Below are 11,972 nucleotides of genomic sequence, written 5' to 3' on the forward strand. Positions count from 1 at the left end.
TTGTGCGCCGGCGCACTCGGCTGTGCGCCGACGGCTCAGCGTATCCCCGCGCGGCCTCGGGCAGACAGCCCCAGCAGGACGCGGTCGCCTGATGCCGGTCCTGGTCGCGTGTCAGTGCTCATGGCCTGCCCTCGGCCGCAGACATGGGAAGTACTGGCGCGGCAACCACAGGGTCTCCCGGGGAGGCCTGGGACCACAGTTCGCCGCCGATCTCGGCGACGGGCTTGTCACTTCCGTGCACAGATTGAGCCATTCCTTCCTGACCCGCAGCAGGCCGACACTCCAGCGGCTCGTGTAGTCGTCCGCCCAGACCAACAGGCACAAGTGTCCACGCGCTTCGGGTGGGATCGTCCAGCCGCCGAACTGCTGCGAATACTTGCAGTCCACGTCCACCCCGGCGATCCGGTAGTCCATGTCGGTTCCGTCCCGGAACCCGAACTCACGCTGGATGGCGATCTCCACCTGGGTCCCGAAGTGCACCTTTTCCGTCTTGAAAGGGGCTCCCAGTCGTAGCGGCCGGTCCGAAGGCCGTCGAGCGCCCGGTCGATGGCGTCCCGGAGGACACGCCCCATGCACCCAGGCGTTACGCAGGGCACGGGCGTCGGGCGCGGCACCGGTGGCCATCTCGTGGAGCAGGCAGCCGAGGGAGTACAGGTCGCTCCGGTGATCAACCACCAGACCGGAGAGTTGCTCAAGCGAGCGGCAAGCGGGCAGCGGGCCGGACGAATCGAGGAACCCGTTCAGGTACTCGCCACTGCCGCTGCCCGGCAGGCCATGGATGCCCAGGCCTGGATCGGTGAGGACCACCCGTCCGTCGCTGCGCAGCACCAGAGCCGACGGACTGAGGTCCAGGTGGAGCAGCTCGTTCCGATATAGCCTCTGACCTGCTTTCTCTTTCCAGCTACCATTCTTGACCACTCACTGATAACACAGTGGCTCAATTGTCAAGAGTTGTGGATCAACGGAAGACCTTCGCCGCGTCCGACGGGGCCGGTGAATGTTTCGAGCGCGCTCCACACCTCCTCGGTCACCTCGTCCACCGACCGGTCGGCGCAGTCGATACGGCGCACGGTGAGCTGCGGCCGGGTCTCGGACAGCCACTCCAGAACCTCGGCGTAGTGCAGCCGCGCCGCCGAGAGGAAGGCCGTGGTCTCGTGCATCTCGCCGTGGCGGGGGCGTTCCCGGGTGCGGTGCAGCGCCTGTGCCACGGGCAGGTCGAGCCACAGTACGGCGTCCGGTGCCGTGACGCCGAGCCGCTCCGTCAGCCGGTCGAGTATCTCTTGCGGCTCCCTGGTTCCCAGCCGGAGCATCTCGGTGCCGAGTGACCAGGGATCGTCGTCGCCGGTGCAGGTACGGAGCCAGTCGCGCACCAGGCGCGCGGCTTCCGGGCGCTGCTTCCGCCACCAGGCCGACACCTGGGCGCTGCCGTCGTCGTCCCTCTCGATGTGCGCGAACAGCGGCAGATAGACGAGTGGGTCGATGAGTGGGTGGCGGTCGGCGAGCAGGATTCCGCTCGGGGTCGCCGCCCGGGATTCCGCCGGGCCGTACAGGGACAGCTGGAGGTAGAGGACGGCGACCTTGAGCTGGATTCCGCCCAGCGCGTCCGCCGCGGCGGAGGCCTCGGCCAGTGCCGGGGAGAGGGCGGGGAAGGGAGTCCGGGGATCGGTCCCGGTCGGGATGGTGTGAAGGGTTGTGACGCCTTTCCGTTCCCGGACGCGGTGCACGGCCGTGGTCTTGCCGGAGCCGTCGACGCCGACGAGGGCCGCCCGCATCTCACTCACCGTCCCGTGACTGTTCCAGGTGCCACAGGCGGAAGGCGGTCCGCGTCAGCGGTGGGAGGAAGGCGAATTCGCGCTGGCTGTGGCCGACCGCGTAGAGCGCCAGGCGGGTGATCAGGAACTGTCGCAGTGCGAACCGGTAGCCGTGACGCCAGTCGCATCCGGCGACCAGCGCCGCAGCCCGGGGTGAGACCGCGGCCACCGCTTCCGTGTGCACGGCGAGGAATTCGTCCACCTCGGCCGCCGTGGCGTCGGGACCGGCGGTGAACGCCAGCAGTTCCACGACGTCGCGCTGTGGCACGCCGACCGTGGCGAGTTCCCAGTCGTACGCGATCGTCCGGCCGTCCGTCACCGCGATGTTGCGCGGGTTGAAGTCGTTGTGGACCAGGGTGCGGGGCAGGGGCTTCGACTCCTGTGTCCAGACGCCGGAGTCCTCGATGATGCCGAGGAGGATGTCGCGGCGGGTGGCGTCGAGGAGTTCCGGCTGATCGGCCGCGGCCTGGCGGACCAGTGCCTCCCACAGCTCCCGGGTCTCGGCGGGATGGGCCGTGCCCGGTACGCGGTGCAGCCAGCCCTCGGCGAGCAGTTCGCGGTCCCGTCCGAGCCAGTGTCCGTGGACCGGGGCGATGGCGCGCAGCGCGGCGCGGATCCGGTCGTGGGTCCAGTGGCCGCCGTCGTCCCGGAAGCGTTCCATCAGGATGATGTGGGCCTCGCGTTCGTCGTCGTCCAGAAGGCCGTAGCAGCGTGGAAGCAGCGCTGTCAGAGCGTGTTCGGTACGCCGGTACACCGACAGCTCACGGCGGTGGGCGTCGGCGAACTCGGTGTCACCGCCCCAGCGCCGCCAGGCCCGGGCCGCGTCCGGGCCGCAGAGGGAGAGCAGTCGCGCGATGCCGGCGACGATCTCCTCGCCGCGTGCTTTGACCTTCGCCACCAGCTCCGCCGTGGCCGGGGATCCGCTGCCGTCGGTCCAGTCCACCGTCAGCGGGAAGACTCCGGTCAGCTTGCGGTGTTCGCCCAGCGCGCCGAGTTCGCCGGAGATTCCGTCGCCGTACAGCTGTGGGGCCGGGGCGACCGAGGTGACATGGAGCCGGGGATCGCCGAGGCCGCGCGCGAGCAGTGGTTGGAGCAGTGCCGCGTCCAGGTCGCCGGGCCGCAGCCAGTCGACGCGCCGGGCGCGGCCGAGTCGCTGGTGCGCCTGGGCGAACTGACCGCCGGCCAGGGCGGCCAGGGTGGACACGTCGAGGGCGAGGGCGAAGCCGGCGACGATCTCGGCGAATCGGCGGACACCGCCCGCGCCGGCGCAGCCGAGGGCGGAGAGCAGATCGCGCTGGTGCGGCAGAGCCGTGCCGCCGCCGACGGTGCCCACGATCAGATTGGGGAGCAGGATCGTGGCGATCAGATCGTCGCCGTCCGCCTCCATCGAGAAGATGGAGACTCCTGACTCGTGGACGCAGGCGACGTCCTGGCCGGTCGCCAGGAACAGGGCCGCCACGATGTTCGCCGCGTTGACGCCGTGCCCGGTCATGCCGATCTGCTGTGCTCCGAGGAGCGCTGCGGCATGGCCTTTGAGGAGGGCCTCGGGAGTGGTCTTGAGCACTGCGGCCACGACGTCCCGGCGCAGTCGGCACTCGGCGGTCACCCGGGTTCCGCGGCCGATCAGGATGCCTCCGGCGGTCGCCTTCTTGTCTCCGCTGAGATTGCCCTCCAGCAGTATGTGCCGGGGGCGGGGAGTCTCGTCGGCGCCGGGCCGGTCGGTCAGCCAGCGGCAGATCTGCCAGGTCGCCGCCGTGGTCATGTTCTGCCCGGCCGCGTCCTCGGTCTCGAAGACGAAGCGCACATGGAGATGGCGGCCGATCTGGTGCGGGTCGACATCGATCAGCCGGGTGTACCGGGACACCAGCCGTACCTGCTCCTCCAGCCGGCCGCGCTGGCCGTGCAGCCAGGTGGTGAACCGCCGTGCGGCGGTGATGTCGTCGAACTCGAACGCGGGCGCCCGGGTCATCTTCTGCGACAGGACCGCCGTCGTCACCCCGCCGGAAGCGGTGAGGGCTCGCGCGCCGCGTGAGGCCGAGGCGACGAGCGCGCCCTCGGTGGTGGCGAGGGGGGCCACGATGCTTCCGCGTGCCGCGTCCCCCGTGAACAGCAGGGGGCCCGCGATGCCCACGGGCACTTCGACGGAGCCGATGAAGTTCTCCACATTGCCGACCAGGTTCCGCGCGTTCAGACCGGTGGTCCGCAGCGACGGCAGATCGGCTCCGCTCTGTTCGCGCAGCCAGTCCAGCCGCTGTCGGCGGGCGTCCTCGGAGTACTGTCCCCGGCCGGGGACGGTCTCGGTCATACGGAGCCGCCCTCGTGCGCCACGGCGGACACAGTGGTCACGGCGGTCACGGCGGTCACGGCGGCCGTGATCCTCGCCCACGCCTCCTCGCCGGGCAGGAAGACCCGGTCCTTGACCCGGGGCGGACGCTGCCCGGCGCGTACGGCGTGCTCCCACTCCCGCTGGAAGGCGTCCCGGTGGACAGTGATCACCTCCACCGGTTCGATCAGCCCGGCCCGCCGGCCTGCCCGGTAGCCGTGCGACTGCTGGGACAGCCGTTCGTCCAGGGCGGCGGCGAGCACCGGCACCGGCGTGCCCGCGAACGCCACGGCGACCTGGTAGCGCCCGCCCTCGCCGCTTCCGTCGGAGTCCAGACGGTAGGTGGCGTTGCGGATCTCGGCGCCGGTGTCGTGGCAGGCGTCGCGCAGGGCGCGGACGGCCGCGGCCTCGGTCAGGCTCTCCCCCGCGGCGGACCGGACGGTGTTCCGTCCGGCGTACTCGACGCGTGGTGTGCGGCCGACGCGGCCGACGACCCGGACCACATCGGTCACGGCGCACCGGTACATGCCGCCGATGTGGCTGAACACCAGGTGGTAGTCGCGGTTCTCCTCGATCTCGGTGGCCGACAGCGCCTGGCTGTCGGCGGTGATCGGGCGTTCGGCCGGGACGAATTCGTACAGACACCCGGGCAGATAGAGCGGTGCGCCGGTGGGGTGCCGGTCGACCGGTACCGCGGCGGGGCCCTCGCAGGACGCGATCGGGGCGGAGAAGAGCTGGACGCCCGGGCCGTACAGTTCCCTCACCCGGGGGAGGTAGAGGGAGGCGAGGGCGCTGTTCCAGACGTGGACGGCGGCCAGGCGCGGCCACAGATGGTGCGGATGGACCGTGCCGAAGGTCCTGGCGTACCGCTCGATCTCGTCGGCGCGCTCGGGGTTCGGTTTCGTGTGCGGGAGGCCGCCGAGGGTTCCGGCCCTGATGTCCTGGGCGATCCGGGGCCACAGCTGGGACAGTTGGTAGGGCAGCCCGGCGACCATGGCCGGGTTGACCCCGATGAGCAGTTGGATGTCCTGCTCGGCCGCGAGGCGCAGCTTGTGGTAGCTGCGGTCCCAGGGGTTGGCCCCGGCCAGCCGCTCGGGTATGCGGCTCCAGGGGGCGTCGTTGCCCGGCCCGATGGCGGAGTCCTCCCCGAAGCGGCGGTAGTCGACCTGGCTGGCGCCGATGTGCGGCTGTCCCTCCGGGGTCCGGGCGATCGGCGCGGTCGGGTCCTGCCACAGGTTCAGCACCCGGTGGGGCTCGGCGAGCACCTGGGGCAGGGTGTGCAGCAGCGGAGCGAAAGCGGCGTAGTAGAAGGGGAGGAAGGTGTGCCGCATGTAGGAGCGGGTGACCGGGATGTGTTTCTCCTTGCCGGTGGTTCCGCTGGAGGAGAAGTAGACGACCGGGTCGTCGTCGGTCAGTACCTTCGGCTCGCCCCGCATCGCCCGCTCGATCCATGGCATCAGCGACTCATGGGTGCGGATCGGGACGGCCCGGCGCAGTTCGCCGATGGTGCGCACCGCGGAGAGTCCGTGTTCCCTGCCGAATGACGTGTCCGCGTTCTGTTCCAGGATCCGGGCGAGCAGCTCGTGTTGTACCTCGTCGGGGCGGTTCAGGCTGTCCAGCAGTCTGCGGTGCTCCGCCCGTATTCGTTCGGCCCGCATGTCAGTGGCCTCCTTGACGGTTCGATGTCAGCACGCCGTACAGGCGCAGACGGTCTCCGTCGGAGCCGTCGCGGGTGATCCGCGCCTGGACCGAGCCGGCGCGGAGGGGGTCGAGGACGCCGCGGAACTCCTCGGCGTGGAGGGTTTCCCGGTGGTTCAGCCGGAGGGTGTCGCCGGGCCCGATCAGCTCGCGCAGCGTCGCCTCGGCGATCAGATGGTGTACATGCACCAGGTACTCGCCGGTGGTGACTCCGCCGGTCGCCACCGTCGCGTCGATGGTGTGCCCCGAGGGTGTTCCCGGGACGGTGACGGTCAGCGGCCCGGCCGGGGTCTCGATCGGCGCCGGTCCCTGGAAGGCGCGCAGCAGGCGTGAGAGCGGTCCGAGCGCTCCTCGCCGGGCGGGGCCGTACCAGGCGAGGTCCCCTTGGGCGGTGGTGTGCCGGGGCGGATGCCGGGCGGCGGCGCCGGCGGGGTCGCCGGCGAGGAACACCGTCCTGGTGAAGGTGCGGTACCAGCCGTCGCGCAGCTCCGGGGGGATCGTCCGGGTGAAGTCCACGACGCCGCCCGCGAAGGAGGTCGGATCGAGGTCGCCCACCACCACGGCGACGCCCAGTCCCCAGTACACCGGTCCCGTGCCCAGTCCTTCGCGGGCCGCTTCCAGACGGGCCCGGGCCGCGGCGGCCAGCAGTTCGGCGCCGGTCGGCCGGGCGGGCGGTGTCCGGTTCATGGGTAGATCGCCCGGAGCGCGGGGGTCAGTGGGGCGGGAGGTTTGCCCCGTACGTACGCCGTCGTCAGCCGGTACGGGTCGACATAGCCCTGCTGGGCGCGCAGCCGGGAGAGTGTCCGTGCGAGCCGGTGTCCGGCCGCGCCGTCGCTGTCGGCGGCCGGCTGGTCGAGCAGCCGGGCGGCGTGTCCCACACAGCGGCGCAGCAGCCGCATCCGGAACGGCTGGGCCGAGCGCCGGTGGAGTGTTCCGGTGAAGTACAGCCGCATCCCGAGCCGGTACGCGGCCCTGGAGGCGGTGCCGGGGGCGCTGGAGAGGTCGGCGAGCGTCGTCCCGTGCCAGCCGCCGTATCTGCTGGAGCGCGCGCCGCCGTCGATGGGCACCCGGCTGAGTGCCAGCCGGGCCACCCGTGCCCCGAACTCGGACAGCACCCGTTCCAGCAGCAGATAGTCGGCGGCGAGCCCGTCGTCGAAGACGAGGAGGAAGGTCCGGCCGGGGCGGATCATGGGGATCAGGTCGCGCAGGATGGGCAGCAGGTAGTTGGGGTGTCCGTCGCTGTCGATCAGCTGCCGCAGCGGTATGCCCCAGCGGGTGCCGTCGAGGTGGACGGGGCCGCCGAAGCGCCGGTGGTCGATCAGCAGTCCCCGCCCGGCCAGCGCCTCGACCGCCGTCCTCGCCGGGAGGGCCAGCGGGCGGTCGTCGGTGAGGCCCTCGGTGTCGACGCCCAGCAGATCGAGCTGGGTGCGCCAGAGGCTCAGCGTGCGCCGTCCGGCGGGGTGGATCCAGCCGTCGTCGGCACGGGACAGATAGTCGCCGATCGCCCGGCGGTCGGGCTCCCGGCGCTCCGCGTGGAAGCGGATGTACCGCTCGCCGATCCGGGTGTCCGATTCGCCGCTCCAGTCGGTGTCCGGCTCGGTGAGGTCGAGATAGTGCCAGAAGGCCGTCGACTGGGTGGTGATGCTGGCCGCCCGGTTGTTGCGGACCAGCCGCACCGGGGTGCTCCGGGCGGTGGCCTTGACCAGTATGTCGGTCCAGAGCAGGCCTTTGACATGGGTCGGTGTCAGAGGTTTCGTCGGTGTGATCGTGACCGGTGCCACCACGAGTTCGGGGGTGCTCGCGGTGTCGGTCGGCGGAGTTCTCCGTAACGGCGTCGGTGGCGGTGGGTCGGGGGACATGGGGTGCTCTCCTCCAGAGACGGCGGTTTCCGGCACGATCGGGCTACGACGGGCACAGGGGTTTGCGTCCGAAGGCCACGAGCGCCTCCCGGGGCATCGTCACCGACCATGTGGCGCTGTCCTCGTCGAAAGCCGCCCGCGCCTCGCGGAATACGCCTGCGGCGTCCTCGAAGCGGAAGACGGCGCGGGCCATTTCGAAGGTGCGGCGATGCGCCTCGTCCGCGCCGAATTCGCAGTAGAGCTTCTCCAGTCCGTACATGTCGGCCAGATATCGGCCCAGTTCGCGTTCCGCGTGCTGCCTCGTCGGGCCGGAGACCAGGAAGGAGTCGTCCATGAGCGTGAGGAACACCTTCTCGAATCCGGCCGACCTCAGAATGCGATCGGCTTCGTCCCATGCGAAGTGCGGGTAGTCGTGGCCGGTGGTCGCGTAGACGTCGACCACTTTCTTGAACCACGATTCCACCGGTGAACCGACCAGGAAATCGTGGAGGACGAAGACTCCACCGGGTTCCAGGACGCGGAACGCCTCCTCGGCCACGGTGCTCCGCTCCGTCGGCGGAATGTGGTGGCTGCCGTAGGCGAGCAGCACACCGCCGACCGACGCGTCGCGGAAGAGCATCGACTCGGCGCGCTGCCGCAGCGCCGGAATCCCCTGTGCCCAGGCCTGTTCCACCATGAAAGGGGAGGCGTCGCAGGTGGCTATGACGACGTCCTCGCGCCCCTCCCGTGCGACGACGCGACTCACGAGTCCGTCGCCGCCCAGCAGATCGACCAGGACGCGGGATTCCGCGGCGCTGTTTCCCGTGACGATGTCGACCAGTTGGCTGATTCCCCGGGCCCGGGTCGCGGTCGAACGCTGGGCCACGACATAGCTCTCGCCGCGGCCACCGCTGCCGGAGTCTCCGAAATCGTCGGTGTGGGCACTGGGTCGCGCGGCTCGGCGCCTTTGCTCCTCCACTCGGTCCATGTCGAGGCTGGCATGGATCTCCGGGTGCAGCGCGGCCAACGCCCGGGCCTGAGCACCAACGTCCGTCCCCATCATTCGATCTCCCAGAGTTCTGTCGAGCCGGTCGGTGTGAATCGCGCGCCTTTCTCGGAACCGGATCACTCTCTTCGTCCCCTCGCCCTCCTCACCCCCAATAGATCTTGCTCTCGGCGGATCGGAACCGGAGCGTGGTCAAGGCCGCGAACACGGCGGTGAAGCCGAGCAGCGCGCCGAGCGGAACGGCCGCATCGGCCAGGCCGCCCCGCTCCAGTACGACCATGTGCAGCCCGCGCACGGCCCAGTGGGTGGGCAGGGCCGGTGCGACGGAACTCACCCAGTTCGGCAGGGCCGGCAGCGGGACGAGTGCGCCGCCGAGCGCCGCGAGTACGAGCCCGCAGAGCCCGCTGACCGAGTTGAGCTGCTGGGACGTACGGGAGACGGCGGCCAGCAGCGCGCCGAAGACGCTCAGGCACAGCGCGGTCGCCAGCAGCACCAGGACCAGGGCGGGCCAGGAGCCGGAGACCCGGAAGCCGAGCAGGGGCACCGCGACGGCGAACAGGCCGAGCATCTGAACCAGGGACATGATCACCCAGGGCGCCACCTTGCCCACGACGATGTCCAGTGTCGACGCGGGGCTGGCCCTGAGCCGGTCCCAGGTGCCCCAGGCATGGTCGCGGAAGAACGCGAACCCCGGCCGCCCGACGCCGAGCGCGGCGAAGGCCACCGCCATGCCCGGGACGGCGAGCTCGGCCCCGCCCGTACCGTCGGCGCTGGTGGTCGGCACGGCTGCCGCGAAGAGGCCCTGTGTGAGCGCGGCGAGCACGATCGGCAGCAGGATCCCGAGCAGGGTCGAGCCGGGCATGGTGCCGATGATCCTCAGTTCGTGGCGCATGATCACCGCGCCGCCGAGGCCCCTCATGAGAGCGTCTCGCCGGAGGCGTAGCGGCGTCCGGTCAGGGCGAGGTAGACGGTCTCCAGACTGGGCTCCACGATCTCCACCCCGCGCAGCCGCCCGGCGTCCTCGCCCAGGGCGAGGACCGTCGTGGCGATCGTGGCGGCCGGGTCCCGTGTCGTGACGCGCAGCACACCGCCGTCGCGTTCGGCGAAGCCCTCGTGGCCCCGCCCGTCCGCCGCGAGGGGCGCGGGCCCGGCGAACCGGAACTCCACCGTGGGGGTGGAGTGTCCCGCCACCAGCTCCCGGACGGATCCTCGGGCGATGACGGTCCCGGCTTCGAGGAGGGCGACCGAAGCCCCGAGCGTCTCCACCTCCTGGAGATAGTGGGTGGAGTAGACGACCGCCGAGCCGTCGGCCGCCAGTTCGCGTACGACGTCGAGAAGGCGGGCCCGGCTCTCGATGTCCGCGCCCGCGGTCACCTCGTCGAGCAGCAGCAGTCTCGGCCGGTGCAGCAGCGCCATCGCGGTGTGCGCCCGCCGCTTCTGACCGCCCGACAGCTCGCCCACCGGCCGGTCCAGCAGGGTCTCGATGGACAGGGCCCGCGACACCTCGCCGATGCGCGCGCCCAGCTCCCGGCCGCGCAGACCGGCCAGTTCGCCGAAGAGCCGCAGATTACGGCGCGTGCTCAGCGGCGGGTACACACCCAGGTCCTGCGGCACCAGACCGGTCATCCGCCGTGCCGCCCCGGGATCCGCCGCCGCGTCGACACCGGCGACCTCGACCGAGCCGGAGTCCGCCCGGCGCAGTCCGGCCACGATCGACACGAACGTGGACTTGCCCGCGCCGTTCGGCCCGAGCAGGGACACGATCTCCCCGGCGGCGACCCTCAGATCGACACCGTCGAGCGCCGTCAGATCGCCGTAGGACTTGCGCAGCTCCCTCACGTCGAGCACCGGGGAGACCGCGGGCACGGCGGACACGGCGGACACGGCCTGTTCCGGGGAGCCTTCCGGCGCCGGGGGTCCGGTGTTCTCCGCGGCCGGGGCGGACGGGCCGGCGGTCATGGCCTGCCTCCGGGCGGGAGAGGCGGGCAGACCTGGGAGCCCGCCGCGCGGACACCTCGGGACGGGCGGAGGTCGGCGACCGCGAAACAGCGCCGGAGCCACCGGTCGCCGCCGTCGTAGCGCGGCTGGAAGCCGGTGCGGCCGTGCACGGCGGCACGGTTGTCCACGATCATCAGGTCGCCCGCTTCCAGCACGGCGCCCACCAGCACCGCGGACATGGCGCCGTGCAGTTCGCCGAACGCCCGTGCCGCGGTGTCGCCCGCCGGTTCCATCGCGTGGAAATCGGCGATCAGCTCCGGCTCGGAGTCCGGCCCGGACAGGACGGGCAGCGGGGGCGAGACGGCGTCCCCGCCGGCCCGGCCGAACGAGCTGCTGTGGCGGATCCGGAACAGCGGCCTGCGCAGCACCGAGACACACCCGGCGGACAGCCGGGGCAGCGCCCGTGTGATCGCGCCTGAGGTGGTGACCGCCCGGCGCTCATGGTCGGCGCGCAGACACAGCAGGGTGATGAAGTCCGGCTTGAAGGGGTGGAAGCCGTCCTCGGTGTGCAGTTCGAGCATCACGCTGCCGCTGTTCTCCTGCCGCCGCTCGGCGCCCCTCACCGGGACGATGTCCTGGACGAGGTGGCCCGACTTCTCGTCCGCGTAGGCGATGACATCGCCGAGCCAGGACACCGCGGCGAGCTGGGCCAGGGTCGCCAGCGGGAGCCGCGACCAGTCCGTGACGGCGCCGTCGGCGGGCGTCGGGGGCAGATCGTCGTCGATCGGCGCGTTCCGCACGATCAGCGTGCCGTACGGGTTGCCGGCTCTCCGGAACCGGCTGAGCACCCTGGCCAGCCGGGGCGGGAGCCAGCGTGCCGCCAGCTCGACGTCCATGAGCAGGTCGGGGTCGTCGAGCAGCGCCGGGCTCAGCGGGCCCGTGCGCGGCAGCCCGTCGGCCAGCTCGGCGGCGGCCTTCCGGAACTGCGCCGTCTCCTGCTCCGTCAGTTCGAGCGTCACCTCCTCGGCACCGCCGATGAAGGGCTCGTGGTACGTCGGCAAACCGTCCTCCTCAGGATCTGGTACGCGGTCGTCGGCGGATCAGGAGTCCGCGCCGTCCATGGCGTCGGCGAGGCTCTTCGGGCGCATGTCGGTCCAGTGCTCCTCGATGTGGGCGAGGCAGGCCTCCCGGGAGTCCTCGCCATGGGCGATCCGCCATCCGGCCGGGACCTCCACGAAGGACGGCCACAGCGAGTACTGGCCCTCGTCGTTGACGAGCACCAGATAGGTGCCGTCGGGGTCCTCGAAGGGATTGGTCATGGGTGGGCTTCCTTCCTTCTTCGGTTTTTACGGCGGTGG

The 11,972-nt window shown here is 71.3% G+C and carries 11 protein-coding genes; all 11 read right to left on the minus strand.

The features are described from left to right. Window positions 1-111: 111 nt before the first annotated feature. The 11 genes from IE247_RS35155 to IE247_RS25005 all read right to left on the minus strand — a co-directional run bounded on the left by IE247_RS35155 (window position 112) and on the right by IE247_RS25005 (window position 11,933). Entirely contained in the window at window positions 112-918 is an 807-nt protein-coding gene (locus IE247_RS35155; RefSeq protein ID WP_506005040.1) for a NaeI family type II restriction endonuclease, read from the minus strand. A 26-nt stretch (window positions 919-944) separates the two neighbouring features. Next, complete coding sequence (locus IE247_RS24960; protein ID WP_190125505.1) at window positions 945-1,781, minus strand: hypothetical protein; 837 nt, start codon at window positions 1,779-1,781, stop codon at window positions 945-947. Then, entirely contained in the window at window positions 1,774-4,116 is a 2,343-nt protein-coding gene (locus IE247_RS24965; protein ID WP_190125506.1) for a hydroxymethylglutaryl-coenzyme A reductase family protein, read from the minus strand. The genes IE247_RS24960 and IE247_RS24965 overlap by 8 nt, the downstream gene beginning before the upstream one ends. Next, window positions 4,113-5,792 carry a GH3 family acyl-acid amido synthetase gene (locus IE247_RS24970; protein ID WP_190125507.1) on the minus strand — a complete coding sequence of 560 codons (1,680 nt, stop codon included), beginning with the start codon at window positions 5,790-5,792 and terminating at the stop codon, window positions 4,113-4,115. The genes IE247_RS24965 and IE247_RS24970 overlap by 4 nt, the downstream gene beginning before the upstream one ends. Before the next feature lies 1 nt (window position 5,793). Next, window positions 5,794-6,519: a DUF6182 family protein gene (locus IE247_RS24975; protein WP_190125508.1), complete on the minus strand. Its 726-nt coding sequence runs from the start codon at window positions 6,517-6,519 to the stop codon at window positions 5,794-5,796. Beyond that, window positions 6,516-7,691 (minus strand): hypothetical protein, encoded by a 1,176-nt coding sequence (locus IE247_RS24980; protein WP_190125509.1) that lies wholly within the window; start codon window positions 7,689-7,691, stop codon window positions 6,516-6,518. Before IE247_RS24980 ends, IE247_RS24975 begins: the two co-directional genes overlap by 4 nt. Before the next feature lie 43 nt (window positions 7,692-7,734). Further along, on the minus strand, window positions 7,735-8,730 hold the full coding sequence (locus IE247_RS24985) for a class I SAM-dependent methyltransferase (RefSeq protein WP_190125510.1): 996 nt from the start codon (window positions 8,728-8,730) through the stop codon (window positions 7,735-7,737). Window positions 8,731-8,821: 91 nt separating this feature from the next. Further along, on the minus strand, window positions 8,822-9,595 hold the full coding sequence (locus IE247_RS24990) for an ABC transporter permease (protein ID WP_190125511.1): 774 nt from the start codon (window positions 9,593-9,595) through the stop codon (window positions 8,822-8,824). Next, entirely contained in the window at window positions 9,592-10,635 is a 1,044-nt protein-coding gene (locus IE247_RS24995) for an ABC transporter ATP-binding protein (protein WP_190125512.1), read from the minus strand. The genes IE247_RS24990 and IE247_RS24995 overlap by 4 nt, the downstream gene beginning before the upstream one ends. Next, complete coding sequence (locus tag IE247_RS25000) at window positions 10,632-11,675, minus strand: TauD/TfdA family dioxygenase (protein ID WP_190125513.1); 1,044 nt, start codon at window positions 11,673-11,675, stop codon at window positions 10,632-10,634. The genes IE247_RS24995 and IE247_RS25000 overlap by 4 nt, the downstream gene beginning before the upstream one ends. Before the next feature lie 39 nt (window positions 11,676-11,714). Continuing rightward, window positions 11,715-11,933 carry an MbtH family protein gene (locus IE247_RS25005; protein WP_190125514.1) on the minus strand — a complete coding sequence of 73 codons (219 nt, stop codon included), beginning with the start codon at window positions 11,931-11,933 and terminating at the stop codon, window positions 11,715-11,717. Window positions 11,934-11,972: the final 39 nt, after the last annotated feature.

This window comes from Streptomyces inusitatus (assembly GCF_014651115.1).
GTDB lineage: Bacteria > Actinomycetota > Actinomycetes > Streptomycetales > Streptomycetaceae > Streptomyces > Streptomyces amakusaensis.

Coding starts and splice junctions, on each gene's coding strand:
- IE247_RS24965 (WP_190125506.1), bottom strand. CDS start 4,116: ATGACCGAGACCGTCCCCGGCCGGGGACAGTACTCCGAGGACGCCCGC.
- IE247_RS24970 (WP_190125507.1), bottom strand. CDS start 5,792: ATGCGGGCCGAACGAATACGGGCGGAGCACCGCAGACTGCTGGACAGC.
- IE247_RS24975 (WP_190125508.1), bottom strand. CDS start 6,519: ATGAACCGGACACCGCCCGCCCGGCCGACCGGCGCCGAACTGCTGGCC.
- IE247_RS24980 (WP_190125509.1), bottom strand. CDS start 7,691: ATGTCCCCCGACCCACCGCCACCGACGCCGTTACGGAGAACTCCGCCG.
- IE247_RS24985 (WP_190125510.1), bottom strand. CDS start 8,730: ATGGGGACGGACGTTGGTGCTCAGGCCCGGGCGTTGGCCGCGCTGCAC.
- IE247_RS24990 (WP_190125511.1), bottom strand. CDS start 9,595: ATGAGGGGCCTCGGCGGCGCGGTGATCATGCGCCACGAACTGAGGATC.
- IE247_RS24995 (WP_190125512.1), bottom strand. CDS start 10,635: ATGACCGCCGGCCCGTCCGCCCCGGCCGCGGAGAACACCGGACCCCCG.
- IE247_RS25005 (WP_190125514.1), bottom strand. CDS start 11,933: ATGACCAATCCCTTCGAGGACCCCGACGGCACCTATCTGGTGCTCGTC.